This window comes from Streptomyces sp. HUAS MG91 (genome assembly GCF_040529335.1).
GTDB classification, from domain to species: domain Bacteria; phylum Actinomycetota; class Actinomycetes; order Streptomycetales; family Streptomycetaceae; genus Streptomyces; species Streptomyces tabacisoli.
Genome location: NZ_CP159534.1, coordinates 203527 through 228395, shown reverse-complemented (window position 1 = coordinate 228395; position 24869 = coordinate 203527). Strand labels below are relative to the sequence as shown.

Below are 24869 nucleotides of genomic sequence, written 5' to 3'. Positions count from 1 at the left end.
TGATGACAAGAATGGGAAGCCCTCCTTGCAGCCCTCCATACCGGCGCCCGTGTCCACCCCCGACGCGGCGGCGCCCGCGCTCCGCCACCCGCGGGCCCTGGTGCCCGTCCTCGTCTCGCTCGGCATGCTCGTCGCCGTCGTCAGCAGCCTCGGCGCTCCGCTCATCCCGACCATCGCGGCCGAGGACCACGTGTCCGTCTCCACCGCGCAGTGGGCGCTCACGGTGACGATGCTCGTCGGCGCCGTGGCGACGCCGGTGATGGGACGCCTCGGCGACGGTCCGCACCGCAAGCGCGTCATCCTCGGCGGGCTCGGCTTCGTCCTCGTCGGCAGCGTCCTGGCCGCCCTCCCCGCCGGATTCGCCTGCCTCCTGGTGGGCCGGGCCCTCCAGGGCGTGGGCATGGGCCTGGTCCCGCTCGCCATCGCCACGGCGCGGGACGCTCTTCCCGACACCCGGGCCCGCTCCGCGGTGGCGACGCTCTCCCTCACCACCGCCGCGGGCATCGGGCTCGGCTACCCGATCACCGGGATGTTCGCCGAGTACCTGGGCATGTACGCGGGATTCTGGTTCGCGGCCGCCACCGCCGCCGCGGCCCTGACCGCCACGCTGATCGTCGTGCCCCGCGCCCCGCACCGCCCCAGCGTCCCGATGGACGTTCCCGGCGCGCTGCTGCTCACCGGCGGCATGGCGGCCCTGCTGCTGACCCTCGCCGAAGGGGAACGCTGGGGCTGGACCTCGGCCGGGCTGCTCGGCCTGGCCGCCGCGGCCGTCGTCCTGCTGGCCGGCTGGGTCGCCCACTCGCTGCGCAGCACCCATCCCCTGGTGCGGGTCCGCCTCGTCAAGGACCGCGGCGTCCTCGTCGCCAACCTGACCACGATGGTCGGCGGCGTCGGCACCTACCTCCTCATCGCCCTGGTCACCCGCTACGTCCAGACCCCGACCTCCGCGGGATACGGATTCTCCGCCTCCATCGTCGTCACCGGACTGCTCCTCGTGCCGTTCTCCGCCGCGAGCCTCCTGACCGGCCGCCTCGTACGGATGCTGGGCAGCGCGGCCACGCCCGGCCGCATGCTGCCGCTGGGCTGCCTGCTCTCCCTCGGCTCCCTGGTCTGCTTCCTGCTCGCCCGCTCCAGCCTGTGGGGCATCGGCACGATGATGGCGCTCGCCGGACTCGGCGTCGGCGTCACCTTCGCGGTCACCCCCGGCCTGATCGTCGCCGGAGTGCCCGCGCGGGAGACGGGCAGCGCGATGAGTTTCAATCAGGTCGTGAAGTACATCGGATACTCGACCGGCAGCGCGCTCAGCGCCGTCATCCTCCAGGCCGCCACCGCTCCCGGCGCGAGCCTGCCGGGCAACGACGGCTACCGCACCGCGGGCCTCGTCGGCTGCGCCGCCTTCGCGATCACCGGGATCATCGCCGTGGCCCTCACCCGCGGCGGCGCCCGGCCGCGCCCGTCCGTCGTCGCGGTGGTCCAGACGGCGCCCGCCGTGGCCGCCGACCCGGCGCCGTCCGCGCAGGGCCGCCCGTGAGCACGCCGGAGACGGGACCGCGCCGCAACGCGGCGCGCAGCAGGGAGGCCCTGCTGACGGCGGCCACCGCCCTCTTCTCCGAGCGGGGCTACGACCGTACGACCATCCGCGAGATCGGCGAACGGGCCGGCGTCGACCCGTCCCTGATCGCCCGCTACTTCGGCAGCAAACCGCTGCTGTACGTGGAGGTGCTGCGGGCCGAGCACGGCGACGACCGCCCGGACGACCTGCTCACCGAACCCCGGCTGCGCGAGGTGGCCCGGCGCGCCCAGCGGCGCGGACCGGTGCCGCTGCTGCGGGTCGCCGTCGAACCGTTGCGGGACACCGCCGCCCAGGAGGCCACCAGGGCGGCCCTGCACGACCGTCTGGTGGAGCCGCTGCGGGACCGGTTCGCCCGGGAGGGCCGCGACCGGCCGGGACTGCGCGCCGACGTCCTGGTCGCGGCGGTCTCCGGGGTGCTGCTCGCCCGGCACTCCGGCGCCTTCGACGACCTGGCCGAGGCAGAGGTGGACGAGGTCGTCGACATCCTGCTGGAGACCTTCGGCGCGGGCGGGCCGTCCGCCGCCGGGTGACGCCCCGTCGCCGGGGCAGGGGGCGCCCGGCCGCCGTCCTTCGCGGGTGATAGAGATGGGCCAGCCGTGATCTTCACCGGAAGGACTCGTGTTGACCCCCGACGCCGCCCCCGTGCTCACCGCCGTCGACGGACACGCCGCCCGCATCACCCTCAACCGGCCGCGGGCGCTGAACGCCCTGACCCCCGCCATGCTCCACGGCGTCGCCGAAGCGCTCGACGCCTGGGAGCACGACCCCGCCGTCCGCACCGTCGTCCTCGACGGGGCGGGGGAGCGCGGGCTGTGCGCGGGCGCCGACATCCGCCTCTTCCACGCCGACGCGCGCAGCGGCGACCACACCGCCTCCGAGGCGTTCCTGCGTGCCGAGTACCGCCTCGACTCCCGTATCGCGCACTACCCCAAGCCGTACGTCGCCCTCATGGACGGCATCGTCATGGGCGGCGGTGTCGGCCTGTCCGCGCACGGCGCCGTCCGCGTGGTCACCGAACGGTCGAGGGTCGCGATGCCCGAGGTCTCCATCGGCCTGGTCCCCGACGTCGGCGGCACGTTCCTGCTGTCCCGGGCGCCGGGGCAGCTGGGCACCCACCTCGCCCTGACGGGGCTGTCGGCCGGAGGCGCCGACGCGCTGCTGTGCGGCCTGGCCGACCACTTCGTCCCGTCGGCCGCGCTGCCGGACCTCCTGGCCGACCTGGCCCGCGAACCGGCGCACGAGGCGGTCGCGCGCCATGCCGGGACGGCCCCCGAGGGCGTGCTCGCCGGGGAGCGGCCGTGGATCGACGCCTGCTACGCCGCCGACACGGTCGAGGAGATCGTCGACCGGCTCTTCTCCTGCGGGGAGCCCGCCGCGAAGGAGGCCGCCGAGACCCTGCTGGCCAAGTCCCCGTCGGCGCTCAAGGCGACGCTTGAGTCCCTGCGCCGGGCGGCCCGCCTCGACTCCCTGGAAGCCGCCCTCGACCAGGAGTTCCGGGTGTCGTGCGCGGCTCTGGACACCCACGACCTGCCGGAGGGCATCCGGGCGCAGATCATCGACAAGGACCGCGACCCGCACTGGAGCCCCGCGACCCTCGCCGAGGTGACGCCCGCCCAGGTGGAGCGCTACTTCGCGGACCTGGGCGAGCGGGAACTCGGTCTGGGCTGAACCACCCGCGGGAAGCCGGAGTTCAGGACCGGTCGGCGAGCCGGCGGTGCAGCGCCTTGACGGCGGGCACCAGCGCGTCGACCGGGCCCTCGACCTTCACCGACGGGGCGATCTCCCGCACGGACAGCGGACGGACGGGCGGCTGGGGCCGCCCCCACGCGGTCAGCCACTCGGTCAGCTGGGCCGAGGAGGCGACGTACACGATCCGGCCGAGACCGACCCAGGCGTGCGCGGCCGAACACATCGGGCAGTGCTCGCCCGAGGTGTAGACCGTGGCGTCCCGGCGCTCCTGCGGGGTGAGGTTCTCGGCGGCCCAGCGGGCCAGCTCGAACTCCGGATGCCGGGTGGAGTCGCCGCCGGCGATCCGGTTGCGGTCCTCGGCCCGGACCGTTCCTGCGCCGTCCACCAGAACCGATCCGAAGGGCTCGTCGCCCGCTTCCAGGGCCTCGGCGGCCAGGTCCACACAGCGCCGCAGGTGGGTCAGTTCTCGCTCGTCCATCGCAGCCTCTTTCTGCCGGTGTCAGGGGCGGGGAGCCGCCCATGCTGGCACAGGCCGGGGCCGTGGACGCGGCGCCCCGGCGGCCGGGGCGCCGTGGGTGGTCAGGAGACGCGGGCCACGCCGACGTAGAAGCCGCTCAGCTCCGGGGTCGGCGCGGGCGTGTCCTTGTACCAGTACGTGGCCGTGACCAGACCCGGATCCACCATCTCCAGCCCCTCGAAGAACGGCTCCACCTCGGACTTCGTCCGCATCCGCAGCGGAATCTCGCCCTTCTTGTACGTGGACTGCACCGACTTGACCAGATGCGGGTGCTCGTCGGTCGTGCCGTGGGAGAGCACCAGGTAACTGCCCGAAGGCAGCGCGTCGACGAGGGTCCGCGCCAGGCCGTAGGGATCCTCCTCGTCGGTGATGAAGTGCATCAGCGCGATCATCGACAGCGCGATGGGGCGGCTGAAGTCCAGGAACGTCCGTGCGTGGTCGAGGATCGCCTCGGGCCGGCGGACATCCGCCTCGATGTAGTCCGTCGCCCCTTCGGGGCTGCTGACCAGCAGCGCCTCCGCGTGCCGCAGCACGATCGGGTCGTTGTCGACGTAGGCGACGCGGGCCGACGGCACGACGCCCTGCACGATCTGGTGCAGATTGGGCTTGGTCGGGATCCCCGTGCCGATGTCGAGGTACTGGTCGACGCCGGTCCCGGCCAGCCAGGCGGCGGCCCGGTGCATGAAGGCCCGGTTCCGCATGGCGTTCTCCCGCGCCTGCGGCGGCAGCTTCTGCGCCACTTCCTGATCGACGGGATAGTTGTCCTTCCCGCCCAGCAGCCAGTCGTAGACGCGCGCCGGATGAGGTCTGCTCGTGTCGATGCGGCTCGGGGAGGAATGTGCCGTCATGCCTGGCTCCAGCGTGGATCGGGTCGCGGACCGGTTCACCGGGAACCATGACGTTCCCGGTGAGGCCGTTGAGGTCCCCGTGATTATGGCACTGGCCACAGCATGACGCAGAGGCACCGGCGGGTGGCCCGTCGAGGTCATCTCCCCTGCGGCGGGCGCCGGTTGGTCGGGCGGCGCCGGCGGAGAGGGGAGAATGCACGTATGGAGCTGCATGGGGACAAGGTCGTCCTGCGCCCGGTGGTCGAGGGCGACGCGAAGATCCTGGACAGGATCGTGCGGGAGCCGGAGGTCGCCGCCTGGTGGTCACCCCCGGACGACTACGAGGGCGCGCTGGCGGTGGTGTACGAGGACGAGGTCATCGGCCTCGTCCAGTACGCCGAGGAGAACGATCCGGAGTTCCGCCGGGCCGGCCTGGACATCTTCCTGACGGCGCGGCACCACGGGGCGGGGCTCGGAGCCGACACGGTGCGCACGCTCGCCCGGTGGCTCGTCCGGGAGAAGCGGCATCACCGGCTGACCATCGACCCCGCCGCGGCCAATGCCGCGGCGATCCGCTGCTACGGCAAGGTCGGGTTCAGGCCCGTCGGCATCATGCGGGCCTACTGGCGCAACCACCGGACGGGCGTCTGGGAGGACGGACTGCTGATGGACCTGCTCGCGCACGAGCTGACCTGACCCGCGGCCGGCGCGCACGGGCCGCCGGGCGCGGAGGCGCGCGTACGCGCCGGGCGGCCGAGCACCACGCCCGTCAGGACCAGGGCGAGACCGCACAGTTGGCGGACCGTCAGTTCCTCTCCGGCGATCAGGACGCCGCAGAGCACGCCTGTCACGGGATTGAGCAGCCCGATCAGTCCCACGGTGCCCGCGGGCAGGTGGCGCAGGCCCGTGAACCAGGCGGTGAACGCCAGCGCGGTGGCCACCAGGGACACGAAGCCGAAGGCGAGGAGCGCGGCCGGGGAGAGCGCGGGCGGCGCGCCCTCCACGGCCGCGGCGAACGGCAGCAGGAACAGACCGCCGGCGACGAGCTGCCAGGCGGTCGTCGCGATCATGTCGGTGCCGCCGCTCCAGCGCTTGGTCAGCAGATGCCCGAAGGAGGACACGAGCACGGCCGCCGCCGAGGCGAGCATGCCCGCAATGCTCGCCGCCACTGCCCCGGTGAGCAGCATCAGGCACACGCCGCCGAGTCCGATCGCGGCTCCGGCCAGATGCGCGGCCCGTGGCCGCTCGGCCACCAGCGGCCAGGCGAGGAACATCATCGTCAGGGGAGAGGCGGCCATGACGGTCGAGGCGACGCTCGTCGGCAGCAGTTGGGACGCGGCGTAGACGAGGGCGAAGAACACGCTCACATTGACCACGCCCAGGACCGCGGAGCGCCACCACCACACGCCACGGGGCCGTCGCCTGCGCAGAGCGAGCAGGGCGAGGCCCGCGGGCAGCGCCCGCAGCGCGGCGCCGTACAGCGGGCTGTCCGGCGGCAGATACGCGCGGGTCACGTAGTAGTTGGCTCCCCAGGCCACCGGAGCGACGGCGGTGAGCGCCACCCATCGGGAATTAGCTTCCATGGAAGACAATATAACTTCCTGGGAAGCTAATATGGGAGGCATGGACGAGCAGCAGCCGAAGGACCGCGTGGCCCGCATCCAGGACGAGTGGCGGCGCGAGCGCCCCGAACTCGACGTCACGCCGCAAGGAGTGATCGGCCGCCTGCACCGCCTCGCGGACCGGCTCGGCGAGGAGCTGCGCCTGGTGTACGGCCGGTACGGCCTGAGCGAGGGCGAGTTCGACGTCCTCTGCGCCCTGCGGCGGGCCGGCGAGCCGTACGAGCGGGCGCCGGGTGAACTGGCCGCCCACACCATGGTCACCACCGGTGCGATGACGAAGCGGATCGATCGCCTGGAGAAGGCCGGACTGGTCACCCGGAGGCGTTCGGCCGACGATCAGCGCGGCCGGATCGTCGCCCTCACGGCCCCGGGGCAGGACCTCATCGACCGGGCCTTCGCCGAGCACATGCACAACGAGCGACGCCTTGTGGACCTCCTGTCCGCCGACGAGGCGTCCTCCCTCGAAACCCTGCTGACGACATGGCTCTCCCACCTGGAGCCGCCGCGCATCCGTTCGTAGGAACGCGAGCGCCGCCCGGAGCACACACGTGCTCCGGGCGGCGCTCGGACGAACCGCGACGGCTACCGCGCGGAGCGCACCACCTTCGGTACGTCCCGGCCCTGCGGCGCGGTCACGCGCACGGCTCCCGCCGCGTCCCGCACGACCTCGAACGTCGCCGCGGCCCGGCCCTGGTGGTCGGGGACCGACACGGTCACCGTGCCGTTCTCCGCGCCACCGGGCGCGACGAGCAGGGACAGGTCCGTCAGCCAGTCGCCGTCGGGACGGCTCGTGTCCGCGCCGAGCGGCAGCACCGCGCCGGGCCGCACGTACAGCGGCAGGCTGTCGAAGCCGTGCCGCTCGCTGCGCCAGACCGGGCCCTGCACCTGCTCCCCGGTGAGCAGGTGGGTCCAGGTGCCCTCGGGCAGGTAGTACTCGACGTCGCCGTCGGCGGAGAAGACCGGCGCGACCAGCAGGTCGGGGCCGAGCATGTACTGCCGGTCGAGCGTGCGGGCGGTCGGGTCGCCGGGGAAGTCGAGCAGCATCGGCCGCATCAGCGGGACGCCCGTGCGATGGGCCTCGACGGCCGCTCCGTACAGGTACGGCATCAGGCGGTGCTTCAGCTTGGTGAACTGCCGGGCCACGTCGACCGCCTCGTCGCCGAACTCCCACGGCACGCGGTACGAGGACGAGCCGTGCAGCCGGCTGTGCGAGGAGAGCAGGCCGAACTGCAGCCAGCGCTTGAAGACCGCCGGGTCGGGGGTGCCCTCGAAGCCGCCGATGTCGTGCGACCAGAACCCGAAGCCCGACAGGGACAGCGAGAGGCCGCCGCGCAGCGACTCGGCCATGGCGCCGAACGACGACCAGCAGTCGCCGCCCCAGTGCACCGGGAACTGCTGCCCGCCCGCCGCCGCCGACCGCGCGAACAGCACGGCCTCGCCGCTGCCGCGCTCCTTCTCCAGCAGGTCGAAGACGACCTTGTTGTACAGGTGCGTGTAGTAGTTGTGCATGCGCTCGGGGTCGGAGCCGTCGTGCCAGACCACGTCCGTCGGGATGCGCTCGCCGAAGTCCGTCTTGAAGCAGTCGACGCCCTGGTCCAGGAGCACCTTCAGCTTCGCCTGGAACCAGGCGCACGCGTCGGGGTTCGTGAAGTCCACCAGGCCCATGCCGGCCTGCCACAGGTCCCACTGCCAGATGTCGCCGCCGGCGGTCCGCACCAGGTACCCCAGCTCCGCGGCCTCGTCGAACAGGGCGGACTTCTGGGCGATGTACGGGTTGATCCACACGGAGATCCGCAGGCCGCGCTCCTTGAGCCGGGCCAGCATGCCTTCCGGGTCCGGGAAGACGTCCGGGTCCCAGGCGAAGTCCGACCACTGGTACTCGCGCATCCAGAAGCAGTCGAAGTGGAAGACCGACAGCGGGATGTCGCGCTCCGCCATGCCGTCCACGAACTTCGTCACCGTCGCCTCGTCGTACTGCGTGGTGAACGAGGTGGTCAGCCACAGGCCGAACGACCACGCCGGAGGGAGCGCCGGGCGGCCGGTCAGCGCGGTGTAGCGGCGCAGCACGTCCTTGGGTTCGGGGCCCGCGACGACGTAGTAGGTCAGCGTCTGGTCCTCGACGCTGAACTGCATCTGCCCGACGGACTCCGAGCCGATCTCGTAGCCGACCTTCCCCGGGTGGTCCACGAAGACGCCGTACGCGCCGGTGGGGGAGACGTGCAGGCTGAAGGGGATGTTCTTGTAGGCCTGCTCGCTGCTGGTGCCGCCGTCGGCCTGCCACATGTCGACGACCTGGCCGTTCTTCACGAACGGGGTGAAGCGCTCGCCGAGGCCGTAGACCTGCTCGCCGACCCCGAGGGACAGCTGCCCGGCCATGTGGTGGGCGCCGTCGCCCGTGGTGAGGAAGGCGGTGCCCTTGCGGCCCACGGAGGCGACCTCGCGGCCCCCGGGGTCGCGGAACGACAGGGTCCACGGCGCGCCCGCGTCCAGGCGGACGCCGAGGGCGCCGCTGGTCAGCTCCACGATGTCGCCGTCACGGCGCACCTGTCCCGCACCGGTGTCCGCGCCGGGCAGGGCGAAGTCGGGGCCGCGGTGCCTGCGGCCCGCCAGGTGCGTGACGGTGACGCCGATGACGCCTTCGGCGGGGGAGAAGCAGTCGACGGTCAGGAGCGGGGCGTTGAGGGTGTCGCCGCGCCGCTCGACCCGCTTGACCGCGGCGAACGCGGTGAAGCGGTCGTCGCCGGCGCGGACGTCGCGTACCTCGGTGGCGTACGAGGCCTCGACCCCGTCGCGCATCAGCCAGAAGCCGTCGGTGAACTTCATCATCTTCCTTGGGGTGCGGGGTGGTGCGGGATGGTGCGCGGTTCGCAGAGGGCGGTTCAGGTCAGCAGGGCGGGCGTCGCCTCGTCCAGCACCTGGGCCAACCGGTTCCAGGTCACCTGGTCGCGGGGCACCGCCGGGAGCGGTGTGCCCCGCCCGGTGTCCCACTGCGTGGCGACGGCGACCGGGTCGAGACCGGTGGCGGCGGCGCGGGCGAGCGCGGCGGCGCCGAGCGCGACGAGTTCGCCGGACTCGGGCAGCAGCACGGGCCGTCCGGACAGCCGGCGCACCGTCTCCACCCAGGTGCGGCCGCGGGCGCCGCCGCCGATCAGCCGCAGCGGGCGCGCGGCGATCTCGGGGTCGTCCGGGTCGAGGCCGCAGGCCAGGAGCAGTGCGTCGAGGGCGCGCAGCACGGTGAACACGGCGCCCTCGTAGGCGGCGCCGAGCAGTTGCCGCCCGCTGGTGGCGTGCCGCAGGCCGGTGAGCAGGCCCGTGGCGTGCGGCAGGTCAGGGGTGCGCTCTCCGTCGAGGTACGGCAGGAGCACGGCGCCGCCGCCGGGCTCGGCGTCCTCGCGGTCGAGGCCGAGCAGGGCTGCGACCTTGTCGACGGCGAGCGTGCAGTTGAGGGTGCAGGCCAGCGGCAGATACGTACCGTCGGTCGCCGCGAACCCGGCGAGGTCCCGGGAGGCCGGACGGGTGCGGGTGGCCGTGAACACGGTGCCGGAGGTGCCGAGGCTGACGACCGGGTGGTCCAGGAGGCCGGCGCCGCCGAGGCCGAGCCCCACCGCTGCCGCCATGTTGTCGCCGGTGCCCGCGGCCACCGCGATGCCCTCGGGCAGGCCCAGCGCCGCCGCGGCCCGCGCGGTCAGCGATCCGGCGCGGGTGCCGCCGGTCGCGGCGACCGCGGGCAGCAGCTCGGGCCGCAGGCCGAGGAGGTCGAGAACCTCGGGATCGTAGGCACCGGTGGCGGTGGAGTACCAGCCGGTCCCGGAGGCGTCCCCGGGGTCGGTGACCGCCTGCCCGCACAGCCGCTCGGTCAGGAAGTCGTGCGGCAGCCGGACGGCGGCGACCGCGCGGGCCGGCTCGTGCTCGCGCAGCCAGCGCCACTTCGTCGCGGTGAGCGAGGCGACCGGTACGGAGCCGGTGCGCGCGAGCCAGGCGTCCGGGCCGCCGAACTCCTCGGTCAGCGCGGCGGCCTGCGGGGCGGAGCGGGTGTCGTTCCACAGAGCGGCCGGGCGCAGCGGGCGGCCGTCCGCGTCGAGCACGACGAGACCGTGCTGCTGGCCGGCGACGGCGATGCCGGTGACGGCCTCCGGGGCGATGTCCGCCTCCTTGAGCCCGTTCGCGACCGCGTCGCGCAGCGCCCACCACCACACGTCCGGGTCGGTCTCGCGGGCGCCGTGCTCACCGGTGACCACGTGCGGGGCCCGGCCCACGGCGAGGATCCGGCCGGTGGCGGCGTCCGTGACGGCTGCCTTGGTGGACTGCGTGGAGCTGTCCACGCCGATCACGACGGCCATGAAGCCCCCTCACCCCTTCAACGTGTTGGTGATCCTGCCCGCGCCGGGAAGCCGACCTCGGGTCAAAGCGCTTGTATGACGCATTTGATCGTACAAAAAACAAAAGAACAAGAGGCTTCGGGGTGTGATGTGGCGCAAGCGCTTCGATTCGCTGGATCAGCGGGTCGTTGCCGATCTGTGCGGTGTGAGTTTCGCCGTCGGGTCTGGCGCCGAGCGGCCGAATGACGTATTAGTCATGTCAGAAAACAAACGATCGACCCAAGGACGGCACCATGTCCGGCGGATTCACCCCCACCCCTGAAGACAAGTTCACGTTCGGTCTGTGGACCGTGGGCTGGCGGGGCAACGACCCGTTCGGTGACGCCACGCGCCCCGCTCTCGACCCCGTCGAGTCGGTGCGGCGGCTGTCCGAACTCGGCGCGTACGGCGTCACGTTCCACGACGACGACCTCATCCCCTTCGGCTCCACCGACGCCGAGCGCGAGGCGATCGTCAAGCGGTTCCGCGCCGCGCTCGACGAGACGGGCATGGCCGTCCCGATGGCCACCACGAACCTCTTCACCCACCCGGTCTTCAAGGACGGCGGCTTCACCGCCAACGACCGCGACGTGCGCCGCTACGCGCTGCGCAAGACGATCCGCAACATCGATCTCGCCGCCGAGCTCGGCGCGCAGACGTACGTCGCGTGGGGCGGCCGCGAGGGCGCCGAGTCCGGTGGCGCCAAGGACGTCCGGGACGCCCTCGACCGCATGAAGGAGGCCTTCGACCTCCTGGGCGACTACGTCGTCGAGCAGGGCTACGACCTGAAGTTCGCCATCGAGCCCAAGCCCAACGAGCCGCGCGGCGACATCCTCCTGCCCACCATCGGCCACGCCCTCGCCTTCATCGAGCGCCTGGAGCGCCCCGAACTCGTCGGCGTGAACCCCGAAGTCGGCCACGAGCAGATGGCGGGACTCAACTTCCCGCACGGCATCGCCCAGGCCCTGTGGGCGGGCAAGCTCTTCCACATCGACCTCAACGGCCAGACCGGCATCAAGTACGACCAGGACTTCCGGTTCGGCGCCGGTGACGTGCGCCAGGCGTTCTGGCTGGTGGACCTGCTGGAGAACTCCGACTACGCGGGCCCGCGCCACTTCGACTTCAAGCCGGTGCGCACCGACGGCTTCGACGGCGTGTGGGAGTCCGCCAAGAACTGCATGCGCAACTACCTGATCCTCAAGGAGCGCGCCGCGGCCTTCCGCGCCGACCCCGAGGTGCGGACGGCGCTGCTCGACTCGCGTCTCGACCAGCTCGCGCAGCCCACCGCGGCCGACGGCCTCTCGGCGCTGCTCGCCGACAAGAGCGCCTTCGAGGAGTTCGACGTGGAGGCCGCCGCCAAGCGCTCGATGGCCTTCGAACGGCTCGACCAGCTCGCGATGGACCACCTGCTCGGCGCCCGCTGAGCACCCCGGGCACCTCGCCCGTTCCCCGCGTACGGCCTGGCCGGACCCGTACGCCCCGCGCAGCGATCCCCGGCGGAACACGGGCGTTCCGCCGGGCCGGCCACCCCTCCCCATGCAAGGGCAACCACCGTGACAGCAGCACGCCGGCGGGCCGTGATCCCGCTCACCGTTGTCTCCGTCCTCGTCGCCTCCGCGGCACTCGCGGGCTGCGGCAGCCAGCGCGACGACGACGTCTACACCGTCCTCAACTCCTCGACCGACGACTCCTACCACGGCTGGGACGCCGCCACCCTGAAGCGGTGCAGCGCCCGGCTGGGGATCACCATCGAGCAGCAGAGCGTCCCGGCCTCACAGGTCATGACGAAGTCGCTGCGGATGGCGTCGTCGAAGTCGCTCCCGGACGTCATCCAGTTCGACGCCTCCGAGATGCCGACGTTCGCCGAGGCGGGAGGCCTGGTCGACCTGAAGTCGCTCGGGCTGTCCACGCAGGACATCCCGAAGGGCATCGTCGACTTCGGCTCCTACAAGGGCACGTACTACGGCGCCGCGCGCACGGTGAACACCCTCGCCCTCTTCTACAACAAGGACGTCCTGAAGAAGGCCGGCCTCGCGGTCCCCACCACCTGGGCCGAGATGCAGGAGACCGCGAAGAAGCTCACCCGGGGCAAGCAGTACGGCATCGCCCTGAGCGCGGGCGGCGCCGAGGACGGCGTCTTCCAGTTCACCCCGTTCATGTGGTCCAACGGCGGCGACGAGACCGACCTCGACAGCAAGCAGGTCGCCGACGCCCTCGACTACTGGAAGGGCCTCCTCAAGGACGGCTCGCTGTCCAAGTCGACGGTCAACTGGACGCAGGCCGACGTCAACGACCAGTTCATGGCCGGCAACGCCGCGATGATGATCAACGGTCCCTGGCAGGTCGAGACGCTCAACACCAAGAAGTCCCTGCACTGGGGCATCGCGCAGATCCCGGTGCCCCGGGCCGGCGACGACTCCGTCGGTCCGCTCGGCGGCGCCGTCCTCACCGTCCCCAGGACGGACGACACGGCCCGCGAGAAGACCGCCGCGAAGATCATCGGGTGCATGTCCTCCGAGAAGGAGCAGATCACCTACGCGCGCAACAGCTGGATGGTGCCCGCGAACGAGAAGGCGGCCGCCGTCTGGCGCAAGGAAGTGCCCGAACTCGACGCGCTCGCCGACCAGGTGGCCACCGCCCGCTCGCGCACCGCGAAGGTCGGAGCAGGCTGGTCGTCCGTGTCGCTGGCCCTCCAGAGCGCCTTCCAGTCCGCGCTCACCGGCCAGAACAGCGCCGACGCGCTGAAGAAGGCGCAGGCGCGCGCCACGAGCGGGAACTGAGGGGTATCACGAACATGTCGACCACCACGGCCTCCGCCGCCCCCGCCACCCGGCCGGCCCCCGCCACCCCGGTGAAGAAGCGCGACACGCGGCGCCGCCGCAGACTCTCCCAGTGGGGCTTCATCGCCCCCGCCGTCGTCTTCATGCTGCTGTTCTTCGGCTACCCGCTCGTCCGCAACGTCGTGATGAGCTTCCAGGACTTCTCGCCGTCCACGTTCTTCGACGGCAAGTCGCCCTTCAACGGCACCGACAACTGGAGCAAGGTCTTCCACGACGACCTCTTCGGCAAGGCGCTCTGGCACACCATCGTCTTCACCATCGGCTCGCTGATCGGCCAGTTCGGCATCGGCCTCGCGCTCGCCGTCTTCTTCACGAAGCGGTTCCCCCTCAACGGGTTCCTGCGCTCGCTGATCCTGCTGCCCTGGCTCGTCCCCATGGTCGTCTCCGGCATCGTCTGGCGCCGCATCCTCGACCAGGACACGGGCGTCCTGAACTCCTTCCTCGACACCCTCGGCCTCGGCGGCCACACCCCGTGGCTGACCAGCCCCGGCATGGCCCTGTTCTCCGTGATCATGGTGAACATCTGGATCGGCATCCCGTTCAACATGGTGATCCTCTACGGCGGACTCCAGGAGATCCCCAAGGAGCTGTACGAGGCCGCGTCCCTGGACGGCGCCTCCGCCTGGCGCACCTTCCGCTCCATCACGCTGCCGCTGCTGAAGCCCGTCATCACGGTCGTCCTCGTGCTCGGCTTCATGTCGACGGTGAAGATCCTCGACCTGATCCTGGCCCTGACCGACGGCGGGCCCGCCGACTCCACGCAGACGCTCGGCACGCTCACGTACCAGAACTCCTTCGTCCAGCTCGACTTCGGCGCGGGCGCCGTCGTCGGCAACATCCTGATCCTGATCTCCGCCGTCTTCGCGGTGTTCTACCTGCGGGCCAACCGCTCCGAGGGGAAGTGACCGGCATGGCAACCGCCTCCGCGACCAACGGACCGAAGCGCCGCTGGGGCGCCACCGTCGCCGGCGTCGTCATCCTGCTCGTGATGCTGTTCCCGCTGTACTGGATGATCAACACGGCGCTCCAGCCCGAGTCGGGACTCCTCGACGTCTCGCCCGTGCCGCACTCGCTCGACCTGTCCGGCTTCTCCTCCGCCATCAGCGAGCAGGGCGCCCACCTGCTGACCTCGCTCGCCGTCGCGCTCGGCGCCGTCGTCATCTGTCTGGCGGTCGCCGCGCCGGCCGCGTACGGGCTCGCCCAGTTCCGGCTGCCGGGCACCAAGTCCATCGTCTTCGGCACGCTCATCACGCAGATGGTGCCGGGCATCGTCATCGCCAACGCCCTCTACAGCGCGTACGTCGATCTCGGCCTGGTCAACTCCTACTTCGGCCTGATGCTCGCCGACGCCTCGCTCGGCATCCCCTTCGCCATCGTCCTGATGCGCTCGTTCATGGTGGCCATCCCCAAGGAGGTCATCGAGGCGGCCGAGGTCGACGGCGCGGGCAAGCTGCGCACGTTCGTCCAGGTCGTGCTGCCGATGAGCCGCAACTCGCTGATCACGGCAGGCCTGTTCTCCTTCCTGTACGCGTGGAGCGACTTCATGTTCGCCCTCACGCTCAACACCACCGACGACGTCAAGCCCGTCACGCTCGGCATCTACCAGTACATCGGCGCCCACGTCGGCGACTGGGGCTCCGTCATGGCCGCGTCCGTCCTGTCGGCGATCCCGGCCGCCGTGCTGCTCGTCCTCGCCCAGAAGTACATTGCTGCCGGTATCACCGGCGGATCCGTCAAGTAAGGCTTTCCATGAGTGACTTGCCCGTTTTCCCCGAAGGCTTCGTGTTCGGCGCGGCCACCGCCTCCTACCAGATCGAGGGCGCGGCGAACGAGGACGGCCGCGGCCCGTCCATCTGGGACGTCTACAGCCACACGCCCGGCCGCACGGACGGCGGCGACACCGGCGACGTGGCCTGCGACCACTACCACCGCTACCCCGAGGACGTGGCGCTGCTGCGCGACCTCGGCGTCGAGTCCTACCGCTTCTCCATAGCCTGGCCGCGCATCCAGCCGACGGGACAGGGCCCGGCCAACCAGAAGGGCCTGGACTTCTACTCGCGGCTCGTCGACGAGCTGCTGGAAGCGGGCATCGAGCCCGCCGCCACCCTCTACCACTGGGACCTGCCGCAGGCACTGGAGGACCGTGGCGGCTGGCGGGTGCGCGAGACCGCCGAGCGGTTCGCCGAGTACACGGCGATCGTGGCCGGGCACCTCGCCGACCGCGTGCCGCGCTGGATCACCCTCAACGAGCCCTGGTGCAGCGCGTTCCTCGGCTACTCGGTGGGGCGGCACGCGCCCGGCGCCCAGGAGGGCACCCCCGCCCTCGCCGCGGCCCACCATCTCCTCGTCGGCCACGGACTCGCCGTCAAGGAGCTGCGCGCGGCCGGGGTGCGCGAGGTCGGCATCACCCTCAACCCGGACTTCAACGTCCCGGCCACCGACTCGGCCGCCGACCGCGGCGCCGCGCTGCGCGCCGACACCCAGCACAACCTGGTGTGGACCGACCCGATCCTCGCGGGCCGCTACCCCGCATCGGACGAGGACACCTGGGGCGAGCTGATCACCCGCCAGGACTTCCGGCTCGACGGCGACCTCGACCTCATCGCGCAGCCGCTGGACTTCCTCGGCGTCAACTACTACCGGCCCACCCTGGTCGCCGACGCCCCGCACCGGGAGCCCGACCCGGCCGTCCGCGTCGCCACCGACAACCGGTACGCGGAGCGCCCCTGGCCCGACGTGCGGCGCAACTCCATGGGCTGGCCGGTCGTCCCCGAGACGTTCACCCAGCTGCTCACCGGCCTCAAGGAGCGCTACGGCGACGCGCTGCCGCCGATCCACATCACCGAGAACGGCACCGCGGAGCACGACGAGGTCGCCGCCGACGGCGCCGTCCACGACGCGGACCGGGTCACGTACCTCCACGACCACCTCACCGCCCTGCGCACCGCCATGGACGCGGGCGTCGACGTGCGCGGCTACTACGTCTGGTCGCTGCTCGACAACTTCGAGTGGGCGCTGGGCTATGCCAAGCGATTCGGCATCGTCCGCGTCGACTACGACACCCAGGAGCGCACCCCGAAGGACAGCTACCACTGGTACCGGAAGCTGATCGCCGCCCACCGGGGCTGACGGGACGCTTCGGTGAACGATGCCCGGCGGATTCCCTCCGCCGGGCATCGGCATGTCCGGCCGGAGGTCACAGGCGCCGTGACACGTCCTGCGCCGCCTGCCGGACGGCCGGTGCGAACCCGGGCAGTTGGGCCTCGGTGACCAGGAAGGTGAGCGAGGAGACGGAGACGGCGCCGACCGCCGTGCCGTCGGCGTCGAGCACCGGCGCGGCGAGCGAGCAGATGGATTCGTCCGCCTCCTCGTAGTCGACCGCGTACCCGGCGGCGCGGATCGCGGCGAGCTCCTCGACGAGCGCCGCGCGGTCGGTATGGGTGCGCGGGGTGCGCGTGGGCAGGCCGGTCCGGTCGAGGATGTCCGCCGCCTCGCCCGGCGGCAGATGGGCGAGCAGGGCCTTGCCCGCGGCCGTGGCGTGCAGCGGGAGCGGCGTCCCGACGTCGGTCGCGATCCGGTAGGCGTGTCCCGGGTCGACCTTGTGCGTGTACGTCGCGTGGTCACCGCTGAGCACCGCCAGGTGGACGGCCTGCCCGAGGCGCTGCTGGAGGGCGCGCAGCACGGCGTCGATGCCCACGGCGTCGTCCGCGAGGACCTGGGCGGCCAGGGCGCGGAGCTGGACGCCGCAGCCGTAGCGCCCCTCGCCGTCGGCCGCCACGTACCCCTCCTCGACGAGCGTCGCCAGCACCCGGTGGGCGGTCGCCTTCGGGACCCCGGAGCGCTCCGCGATGTCGCCCAGCCGGTGCGGTCCGTCGGCGCGGGCCACCGCATGCAGCACATGCAGCGCCTTGGCGACGGAATTCGCGGGCTTGCTCGCTTCCATTGACCCTCCGTGGAGAAGCGGACTATGTTGCCAATCGATCCGCACAGCGGAACGCCATTCTACTCCACGGAACGGGGTGGCGTCCTTCGGTCGTGCACAGCCCCCGGGTGTCCGTGGCTGCGCGACCGGATGCTCCACGCACCCACTCTCACGCTCGTGAAAGGCGGCCGTCCATGGCTGGACACGGACCTTCCTCCGTGCACCCGCAACGATTCGATCTCGTCGTGGCGGGCGGCCTGCTGGCCGATCCCCTTCAGGCCGCTCCCGTACCGGGGGACCTGGCCGTGCGCGACGGACGGATCGCCGCCGTCGGCGCCCCCGGCACCCTCGCCGGAGAGGAGACCCTCGACGCCTCCGGGCTGCTCGTCGCCCCCGGCCTCATCGACCTCCACACGCACGTCTACGCCCCCGGCACCTACCTCGGCGTGGCCGCCGACGAGATCGGGGTGCGCCAGGGCGTCACCACCGTGGTGGACGCGGGCAGTTGCGGCAGCGACCACTGGGACGACTTCGCCGATAACGTTGTCGAACCGGCCGCCACCCGCGTCCTGAGCTGGCTCAACATCTCCCGGCACGGCCTGGTCCACGGGCCGCGGGAACTCAGCCACGGCCCCGACGACATCGACGAGGCGGCCACGGAGAAGCTGCTGCGCGCACACCCCGAGCGGGTGCGCGGCCTCAAGATCCGGATGAGCTCCTCGGTCCTCGGCGACTCCGGGCTCGCCCCGCTGCGCGCCGCCAAGCGCGTGGCCGCCCGGGTCGGCCGGCCCGTGATGGTGCACGTCGGCAACGAACCCCCGCACCTCGGCGACGTCCTCGACCTCCTCGGCGAGGGCGACGTCGTCACCCATGCCTTCCACGGCAAGCCCGGCGGCCTCTTCGGCAGCGAACCCCAGGCGCGTGCCGCCGTCGCCCGCGGCGTCCGCCTCGACGTCGGACACGGCAGCGCCAGCCTCAGCTTCGCCACCGCCGAACGCGCCCTCGCGGCGGGCTTCACCCCGCACACCATCAGCACCGACCTGCACCACCGCAACGTCGAGGGCCCCGTCCACTCCCTCGCGGAGACCCTCACCAAACTCGTCGCCCTCGGACTGACCCCGCACGAGGCGATCCGCTGCTCGACCCTGCACGCCGCCCAAGTGATCGGCATGGAGGACGAGCTGGGCACCCTGCGGCCCGGCTCCGCGGCGGACCTTTCGCTGCTGCGGCCGACCGAGGGACCCGTCACCCTGACCGACGCCGAGGGCGCCACCCGCACCGGCACCACCCGGCTCACCGCCGTGGCCGCCGTGCGCGCCGGGCGGGCGCACCCCGTCGTCGGCGCCCCCTGATCACCGTACGGACCGCCGCCCGGCCGGGACCCGCCCCGCGCCGGACGCCACGGGACGTGCCCCACGCACCCGAGCCCGCGCCGTACGACACGAACCACCGACCGAACCACCGAGAGGCCCGTGCATGACCACCCCCCTCATCGAGCGACTCGCGACGACCGTAGGGGACTCGTCCAGCCCCGTCACCGACGCGGACCGCGCCGACCTGACGGAGTTCCTGCCGCTCGCCCAGGTCTACGCGGAGACCTGCGGCATCGGCTTCGACGACATCCGCTCGCTGGCGCTCGCCGTGCACGCCCTCGCCTTCGTCCGGCGGGTCCGCGTGGACGAGCACCTGGACGCGCTCGACGAGGAACTCGGCGCCGAGATCGCCCCCGGGCGCATGGCGGCCGTCCGCACCCTCGTCGACGCCTTCTGCGCGCCCCGCGGATTCGCCGCACACGACACCGAAGTCCTGCTGCTCGCCCTCCACTTCGAGGCGGCGGCACAGCTCCAGCACCAGACCAGCCAGCAGGCATGACAGCTCAGCCATGACCGACACACCAGGGAGCACCGCCATGACAGTCAAGATCGTGATCGGACACCGGCTCGGCAAGGGCCAGGCGGTCGCCGACGGCGTACGCGCCGCGGGCGGCGAGCCCGTCCTCATCCCGGGCCCCGGCGCCGACATGAAGGTGGGCGACGTGATGGACGCCGAGGGAGCGCAGCTCGGCATCTCCTTCTGCGGCAGCGGCGGCGCCGGAGCCGTCACCGCCAAGGCCAAGTACGGCCACGACATCGAGTTCGGCATGCGCTCGGCGCAGGCCGGGGTGGCCGCCGTGGAACAGGGCCGCACCGTCCTCGGCTTCGGGTTCCTCGACAGCGAGGAACTCGGCTTCAAGGTCACCGAGGCGCTCCTGAAGAAGCTCGCCAAGGAGGCCTCGTGAAGCAGTCCCGGCACACCCTGCGGCTCAGCGGGTCGGGCCCCACCCGGGAGAAGGCGTTCGCCACCGCCATCGGCCAGGTGCAGTCCGAGGTCGCCAAGCGCACCGAAGGCGTCGACTTCCGCGTGGAGCCCCTGGAACTCGACGTGGTGTCCGCCGTGGAGCACCGCTGGACCGAGCGGTTCCTCGGCCTGCTCTTCCCCCGCACCCGCCGGCGCTTCGAGATCACGCTGCGCGTCGAGGTCCAGGTGGCCTCCCTCGACCTGGACGCCGTCGACTTCACGGTGCGCGAGGAGCGGCTCTCGTCGCTCCAGCACGCCCTGCACATGAGGTGACCCGATGAACGAAACCCTCACCGTCCTCCTGGAGTCGCTCGTCATCGGCGGCCTCATCGGCTTCGGCGCGAGCGCGGGCGTGGCCCGCATGTTCCACGCGCCGAAGGTCCAGGGCATGGGTGCCTTCCGCACCCTGGGCGAGCTGAACGCCTGTCAGAACGACCCCGTCGCCCACTTCTCCTTCGGCCTCGGCTTCCTCTTCAACGCCTGGTCGAGCGCGGTCGGAACCGGCGCGCTGACCTCGGACGTGGACCACCGCATCGTGCCGCACTGGTCGGCGGCCGTCGCCATGGCGAAGAACCGCAACCTCGACGCGACGCTGCACAACCCGCGCCGGATGGCGCTGACCGGCACCGTCGTCGGCATGCTCCTCGTCACCCTCCTCAACACGACGGCCGCCTCCATCCCGCACTCCCTCCAGGAGGTCGCCGCCCAGGTGCTGGGACCGGCGTCGGAGTGGCTGATCAACCCCGTCATGCCGATCATCTTCTGGATGGCGGCCGTGGACGCGGGCCGCCGCACCGGCGCCTGGGGCACGGTCCTCGGCGGACTCGGTCACCTGGTGATGGGCAACGCGGTCCCCGGCATCGTGCTCGGCATCGTCATCGGCAAGGGCGTCGACGACCTCGGCTGGACCAAGGTCACCAAGTCGCTGGCCGGCGTCGTCATCGCCCTGTTCGTGGCCAGCACCTTCCTGCGCGGCGTCGACATCACCCTGCTGGAGCAGATGAAGGTGCACATCCCGCACTGGCTCACGCAGCTCCACGACACCACCGGCACCAAGCCCCAGTGAGGCAGGCAGCGACATGACCGACACATCCACCGCCGCCGCGGGCGGCATACCCGCACAGAACTCCGGTGCGCCCGAGGCCAGGAGCGGCTTCCTCAGCAGGGTGCCGGGCGAGGGCAGCTTCTGGCTGGCCGAGTGGGCCTTCCCCGTCTTCGTGGCGTGCCTGGCCGCGGGCATCTTCACCGGCACCCACCTCTACTACGTCTACGACACCGGGGTGTTCAACGACGTCGCCGTCGCCTCCATGCTCAAGGCCGGTATGCAGAACGGCAGTTACGGCGCCGCCGCCGCGTTCGGCGCGGGCTTCCTGTTCGCCCGCATCATCGAGGGCCCCATGGTCGGCATCCTCGACATCGGCGGCTCCCTGCAGACCGGCGTGGGCATCGGCATCCCCGCCATGCTCCTCGGCGCCGGATTCACCGCCCCGCTCCAGCACTTCTGGCTCGCGGTCCCGGTCGGCGCGCTGCTCGGCGGCCTGATCGGCATCGCGATCGTCGTCATCCGGCGCGCCACCGTGAACTCCACGGGCGGCACCTCCACCTTCGGCGCCGACGTGATGATGGGCGCGGGCAACTCCGCGGGCCGCTATCTCGGACCGCTCGTCATCATCTCCGCCGCGACCGCGTCCCTGCCCGTGGGGCTCGGCTCCACCATCGGCGCCCTCCTCTTCTACAAGTGGCAGAAGCCGCTGACCGGCGGCGCCATCATCGGCGCGATGCTCGCCGGGCTCTTCTTCCCCATCCCCGGCAAGTGACCGCCCCCGCTCCCGTACCCGCAGCGCAAGGAGACCGTGTGCCCACCCTCCACCACGACCTCGGGGTCCCGCCCGCCATCAACGCCAGCGGCCGGATGACCGCACTCGGCGGCAGCGTCCTCGGCGACGGCGTCATCGCCGCCATGGGCGACGCGGCCCGCCACCACGTCGTCATGGACGACCTGCTGGACGCCGTCGGCCGGGAGATCGCCCGCGCCACCGGCACCGAGGCCGGCTGCCCCACCACCGGAGCCGCCTCCGGCGTCGCCATCGCGGTCGCCTCCCTGATCGCGGGCACCGACGTGAGCCGCGTCGAGGCGCTGCCCGACCCCGGCGGCGCGCCGTGCGAGGTGATCCTGCCGCGCGGCCACTCCGTCTACTTCGGCGCCCCGATCCGCCAGATGATCGCCCTCGGCGGCGGCCGCCCCGTCGAGGTCGGCTCCGCGAACAAGGTCACCGCAGACCACCTGGCGGGCGCGATCGGCCCGCGCACGGCCGCCCTCCTCTACGTCCAGTCCCACCACGCCGTGCAGAAGGGCATGGTCTCCCTCGCGGAGACGATCGAGGTCGGCCGCCGCCACGACATCCCCGTCATCGTCGACGCGGCCGCCGAGGAGGACCTGAAGCACTGGCCCGCCACCGGCGCCGACCTCGTCGTCTACAGCGGCGGCAAGGCCGTGGGCGGACCCGCCTCCGGCATGATCTGCGGCAGCGCCGCACGCATCGCCGCCTGCCGCGCCCAGTACGGCGGCATCGCCCGCCCCATGAAGGTCGGCAAGGAGACCCTGTTCGGCCTCGTCCAGGCGCTGCGCGACTACGGCACGGCCGAGCCGGGCGGACACCGCGCGCGCATGGAGAAGCTGGCCGCGCGCCTCGCCGACCTGCCCGGCATTACCACCCGGGTCGTCGGCGACGAGGCCGGCCGCGCCATCCACCGCACCGAACTGACCGTGGACCCGGCGGCGGCAGGCCGGGACGCGGCCACGCTCGCCTCCGAACTCGCTTCTACGGGCGTCCACTTGAGGGACCACCTCGCGGTGACGGGCCGACTGCTGATCGACCCGCGCCCGCTGCGCCCCGACGAGGAGGACCACCTCGTGGACCGGCTGACCGCGCTGGTCGAGGGAGGAGCCCGATGACCGTCGTCGAACGCCGCCTGGTCGTCACCGAGGAGGCCGGCCTGCACGCCCGCCCCGCTGCCGCCTTCGCTCAGACCGCAGCCCGCGCCGCCGCCGAGGTGACCGTCGCCCGCGAGGACGGCACCGAGGTGCCCGCCCGCAGCGTCCTGTCGCTGATGACCCTCAACATCCGCTGCGGCGACGCCATCGTGTTGCGCGCCAGTGGCACCGACGCCGAGTCCACCCTGGACGCCCTCGCGCGCATCGCGGCCCCGGCATGACAGAGCACCGTACGGAGACACCCATGAACCCCGACGTCCCGGCCGTCCCCGACGTCATCGAGCGGCTGCGCCTGGCCCGCGTCACCCCGACCGTCCGCGAGGCCGACGCCGACGCGGCCGACCGGATGGCCCGCACCCTGATCGAGTCCGGCATCACCGCCTTCGAGTTCACGGCCACCACACCCGGCTGGGAGAAGCTGGTGGAGACCTGGTCGCGGCAGGAGCCCGGGATCACGCTGGGCCTGGGGACCGTCACCTCGCCCGAGATCGCCGAGCGGGCCCTCGCCGCCGGGGCGCACTTCCTCGTCAGCCCCTTCCAGGTCCCGGAGGTCCGCCCGGTCGCCGACGGGGCGGGACGGCTCCTCGTCGAGGGCGGCTTCACCCCGAGCGAGCTGCGGATCGCGGCCGGGCGCGGGGTGGCGAAGCTCTTCCCCGCGAACATCGGCGGGACCGGCTATCTGAAGTCGCTCCTGTCCGTCCTGCCGGGCGCCAGGATCATGGCCACCGGCGGCGTCGGTGTCGACAACGCCGCGCAGTGGCTCGCGGCCGGCGCCTTCACCGTCAGCATCGGCAGCGATCTCGCCAAGGGGGACGTGCGGGCCAATGTCGCGCGGCTGAAGGAGAGCATCGGCTGAGGGCGCCGGACCCGGCGGACACCCGGGACGGGGCGGCGCGACCGGGCTCCGCCCACGGCCCGGGCGCCGCCGTTCAGTCCTTCCCCGGCTCCGCGTACGCCGCCGGGTCCGCCAGCACCTCGCGCACCACATGGGCCGCAGCGCCGCGCGCCGCGTCGCCGGACGAGGACGACGCCCGCAGCCGTCCGTTGCCGGGCGTCCAGAGGCCCGACACCACCCGCGCCGTCAGCTCCGCGTCCGCGGCGGGCGCCAGCCACGGCTTCAGCTCCCGGAAGGAGCCGCCCAGGATCACCGCGTCCGGGTCCAGCAGGTTCACCGCTCCCGACAGCACCCGGCCGAGCCGCCGCCCGGCCTCCTCCAGGGCCTGGAGCGCGCGCGGCCGGCCGGCCCGCGCCCGCGCCTCCAGCTCCGCGACGCCCGCCGCGCCCGCCTTCTCGTCGAGGCCGGCGGCCCGCAGCAGCGCCGCCTGGCCCGCGTACTGCTCCAGGCAGCCGCGCGCGCCGCAGCTGCACGGGGGCCCGTCGGGGTCGACCACCAGATGGCCGATCTCGCCCGCGAACCCGTGGGCGCCGCGCAGCAGTTGACCGTTCAGCACCAGCGCGCCGCCGACACCGATCTCGCCGGTGAGGTAGACGAAGCTGTTCACCGGCGTGCGGTCGTCGTCGGCCGTGGCGAACCACAGCTCGGCCATCGCCGCGAGATTCGCCTCGTTGTCCGCGCTCACCGGGAGCGCGCGATGCTCGGGCCGCAGCGTGCTGAGCGCCTGGGCGAACAGGCCCTCAACCGGAACCCGGTTCCACCCCAGGTTGGGTGCCTGCCGCACCGTACCGCCGGAGACCAGACCGGGCAGCGCCAACTCGGCGGCCACCGGACGGAGTTCCTGCTCGGTGGCGGAGGCGACGGCCCGCGCGGCGATCCGGGCGGCCTGGTTGAGGACGGTGGCCGGCGCCGCGCCGCGGTTGTCCATCCGCTCGACCAGTCGGACCCGGTCGGTACCAGCGAGATCGACGACGCACACGGCCACGTAGTCGATGTTGATCTCGACGCCGAGTCCCGCGGGGCCGCTGCGGGCGACCTTCAGGACGGTGCCCGGGCGGCCCGCCTGCCCGCTGAACGTCTTGCCCCACTCGCTGAGGAACCCCTCCGTCAGGAGCTGGTCGACGAGCGAGGAGACCGCCGCCCGGGTCAGCCCCACGCGTGCGGCGACACCGGCCCGGGTCGCCTCGCCCTCGTCGTGGACGGTGCGCAGCACCAGGCTCAGGTTGTGCCGCCGCACGCTTGCCTTGTCGGCCTTCGCGGGCGGGGCGGGGGACGCGTTGTTGCTGTTCATCGT

The 24869-nt window shown here is 72.4% G+C and carries 26 protein-coding genes; 19 read left to right on the top strand and 7 right to left on the bottom strand.

From position 1 onward, the window contains the following. Window positions 1-49: 49 nt before the first annotated feature. From ABII15_RS01155 to ABII15_RS01145, 3 genes are all read left to right on the top strand, one after another. A complete protein-coding gene (locus ABII15_RS01155; protein WP_353940328.1) occupies window positions 50-1531 on the top strand; it encodes an MFS transporter in 1482 nt (493 codons plus the stop codon). Further along, complete coding sequence (locus ABII15_RS01150) at window positions 1528-2103, top strand: TetR family transcriptional regulator (RefSeq protein WP_353940327.1); 576 nt, start codon at window positions 1528-1530, stop codon at window positions 2101-2103. The genes ABII15_RS01155 and ABII15_RS01150 overlap by 4 nt, the downstream gene beginning before the upstream one ends. A 91-nt stretch (window positions 2104-2194) precedes the next feature. After that, window positions 2195-3241: an enoyl-CoA hydratase/isomerase family protein gene (locus tag ABII15_RS01145; protein ID WP_353940326.1), complete on the top strand. Its 1047-nt coding sequence runs from the start codon at window positions 2195-2197 to the stop codon at window positions 3239-3241. Between the two features lie 22 nt (window positions 3242-3263). Here ABII15_RS01145 and ABII15_RS01140 read toward each other — a convergent pair whose 3' ends face one another. Both ABII15_RS01140 and ABII15_RS01135 read right to left on the bottom strand, forming a co-directional pair. Then, window positions 3264-3740, bottom strand: coding sequence for a nucleoside deaminase (locus ABII15_RS01140; RefSeq protein ID WP_353940325.1), 477 nt, complete (start codon window positions 3738-3740; stop codon window positions 3264-3266). A 101-nt stretch (window positions 3741-3841) separates the two neighbouring features. Then, a complete protein-coding gene (locus tag ABII15_RS01135) occupies window positions 3842-4627 on the bottom strand; it encodes an SAM-dependent methyltransferase (protein WP_353940324.1) in 786 nt (261 codons plus the stop codon). A gap of 201 nt (window positions 4628-4828) precedes the next feature. On the opposite strand from ABII15_RS01135, the gene aac(6') reads away from it, so the two are divergent. Then, window positions 4829-5302 (top strand): aminoglycoside 6'-N-acetyltransferase, encoded by a 474-nt coding sequence (aac(6'), locus tag ABII15_RS01130; protein ID WP_353940323.1) that lies wholly within the window; start codon window positions 4829-4831, stop codon window positions 5300-5302. On the opposite strand, the gene ABII15_RS01125 is transcribed toward aac(6'), so the two are convergent. Next, on the bottom strand, window positions 5227-6189 hold the full coding sequence (locus ABII15_RS01125) for an EamA family transporter (RefSeq protein WP_353940322.1): 963 nt from the start codon (window positions 6187-6189) through the stop codon (window positions 5227-5229). The two genes, aac(6') and ABII15_RS01125, sit on opposite strands and share 76 nt — an antisense overlap. 40 nt (window positions 6190-6229) lie before the next feature. On the opposite strand from ABII15_RS01125, the gene ABII15_RS01120 reads away from it, so the two are divergent. Then, window positions 6230-6748 carry a MarR family transcriptional regulator gene (locus ABII15_RS01120; protein WP_353940321.1) on the top strand — a complete coding sequence of 173 codons (519 nt, stop codon included), beginning with the start codon at window positions 6230-6232 and terminating at the stop codon, window positions 6746-6748. A gap of 62 nt (window positions 6749-6810) precedes the next feature. On the opposite strand, the gene yicI is transcribed toward ABII15_RS01120, so the two are convergent. Continuing rightward, window positions 6811-9051 carry an alpha-xylosidase gene (gene yicI, locus ABII15_RS01115; RefSeq protein ID WP_353946931.1) on the bottom strand — a complete coding sequence of 747 codons (2241 nt, stop codon included), beginning with the start codon at window positions 9049-9051 and terminating at the stop codon, window positions 6811-6813. A gap of 56 nt (window positions 9052-9107) precedes the next feature. Then, window positions 9108-10568: a xylulokinase gene (gene xylB, locus ABII15_RS01110; protein ID WP_353940320.1), complete on the bottom strand. Its 1461-nt coding sequence runs from the start codon at window positions 10566-10568 to the stop codon at window positions 9108-9110. 272 nt (window positions 10569-10840) lie between these two features. Between xylB and xylA the strand changes: the two genes are divergently transcribed. From xylA to ABII15_RS01085, 5 genes are all read left to right on the top strand, one after another. Then, window positions 10841-12010: a xylose isomerase gene (gene xylA / locus ABII15_RS01105; RefSeq protein ID WP_353940319.1), complete on the top strand. Its 1170-nt coding sequence runs from the start codon at window positions 10841-10843 to the stop codon at window positions 12008-12010. Window positions 12011-12139: 129 nt separating this feature from the next. Then, window positions 12140-13366: a sugar ABC transporter substrate-binding protein gene (locus tag ABII15_RS01100; protein ID WP_353940318.1), complete on the top strand. Its 1227-nt coding sequence runs from the start codon at window positions 12140-12142 to the stop codon at window positions 13364-13366. Between the two features lie 14 nt (window positions 13367-13380). Next, the gene (locus ABII15_RS01095; protein WP_353940317.1) at window positions 13381-14331 is read left to right on the top strand and encodes a sugar ABC transporter permease; all 951 of its coding nucleotides are present in this window, start codon (window positions 13381-13383) and stop codon (window positions 14329-14331) included. 5 nt (window positions 14332-14336) lie between these two features. Beyond that, window positions 14337-15167, top strand: a complete 831-nt coding sequence (locus tag ABII15_RS01090; RefSeq protein ID WP_353940316.1) for a carbohydrate ABC transporter permease — start codon at window positions 14337-14339, stop codon at window positions 15165-15167. 8 nt (window positions 15168-15175) lie between these two features. Beyond that, window positions 15176-16555 carry a GH1 family beta-glucosidase gene (locus ABII15_RS01085; protein WP_353940315.1) on the top strand — a complete coding sequence of 460 codons (1380 nt, stop codon included), beginning with the start codon at window positions 15176-15178 and terminating at the stop codon, window positions 16553-16555. A 67-nt stretch (window positions 16556-16622) separates the two neighbouring features. On the opposite strand, the gene ABII15_RS01080 is transcribed toward ABII15_RS01085, so the two are convergent. Further along, a complete protein-coding gene (locus tag ABII15_RS01080) occupies window positions 16623-17369 on the bottom strand; it encodes an IclR family transcriptional regulator (RefSeq protein WP_353940314.1) in 747 nt (248 codons plus the stop codon). A gap of 173 nt (window positions 17370-17542) precedes the next feature. Here ABII15_RS01080 and ABII15_RS01075 point away from each other — a divergent pair, with 173 nt between their 5' ends. From ABII15_RS01075 to ABII15_RS01035, 9 genes are all read left to right on the top strand, one after another. Next, window positions 17543-18700: an amidohydrolase/deacetylase family metallohydrolase gene (locus ABII15_RS01075; RefSeq protein WP_353940313.1), complete on the top strand. Its 1158-nt coding sequence runs from the start codon at window positions 17543-17545 to the stop codon at window positions 18698-18700. A gap of 124 nt (window positions 18701-18824) precedes the next feature. After that, window positions 18825-19220 (top strand): hypothetical protein, encoded by a 396-nt coding sequence (locus ABII15_RS01070; RefSeq protein WP_353940312.1) that lies wholly within the window; start codon window positions 18825-18827, stop codon window positions 19218-19220. A 37-nt stretch (window positions 19221-19257) separates the two neighbouring features. After that, window positions 19258-19626 (top strand): SFCGS family glycine-rich protein, encoded by a 369-nt coding sequence (locus ABII15_RS01065; RefSeq protein ID WP_353940311.1) that lies wholly within the window; start codon window positions 19258-19260, stop codon window positions 19624-19626. Next, window positions 19623-19958 (top strand): DUF4312 family protein, encoded by a 336-nt coding sequence (locus tag ABII15_RS01060; protein ID WP_353940310.1) that lies wholly within the window; start codon window positions 19623-19625, stop codon window positions 19956-19958. The genes ABII15_RS01065 and ABII15_RS01060 overlap by 4 nt, the downstream gene beginning before the upstream one ends. Before the next feature lie 4 nt (window positions 19959-19962). Next, window positions 19963-20751 carry a DUF4311 domain-containing protein gene (locus ABII15_RS01055; protein WP_353940309.1) on the top strand — a complete coding sequence of 263 codons (789 nt, stop codon included), beginning with the start codon at window positions 19963-19965 and terminating at the stop codon, window positions 20749-20751. A gap of 13 nt (window positions 20752-20764) precedes the next feature. Beyond that, window positions 20765-21502, top strand: a complete 738-nt coding sequence (locus tag ABII15_RS01050; protein ID WP_353940308.1) for a DUF4310 family protein — start codon at window positions 20765-20767, stop codon at window positions 21500-21502. Between the two features lie 38 nt (window positions 21503-21540). Then, entirely contained in the window at window positions 21541-22641 is a 1101-nt protein-coding gene (locus ABII15_RS01045; RefSeq protein ID WP_353940307.1) for a DgaE family pyridoxal phosphate-dependent ammonia lyase, read from the top strand. Further along, on the top strand, window positions 22638-22901 hold the full coding sequence (locus ABII15_RS01040; RefSeq protein ID WP_111665104.1) for an HPr family phosphocarrier protein: 264 nt from the start codon (window positions 22638-22640) through the stop codon (window positions 22899-22901). The genes ABII15_RS01045 and ABII15_RS01040 overlap by 4 nt, the downstream gene beginning before the upstream one ends. Window positions 22902-22924: 23 nt before the next feature. Next, entirely contained in the window at window positions 22925-23536 is a 612-nt protein-coding gene (locus ABII15_RS01035; protein ID WP_353940306.1) for a bifunctional 4-hydroxy-2-oxoglutarate aldolase/2-dehydro-3-deoxy-phosphogluconate aldolase, read from the top strand. 73 nt (window positions 23537-23609) lie between these two features. Here ABII15_RS01035 and ABII15_RS01030 read toward each other — a convergent pair whose 3' ends face one another. Then, window positions 23610-24866, bottom strand: a complete 1257-nt coding sequence (locus tag ABII15_RS01030; RefSeq protein WP_353940305.1) for an ROK family transcriptional regulator — start codon at window positions 24864-24866, stop codon at window positions 23610-23612. Window positions 24867-24869 lie beyond the last annotated feature (3 nt).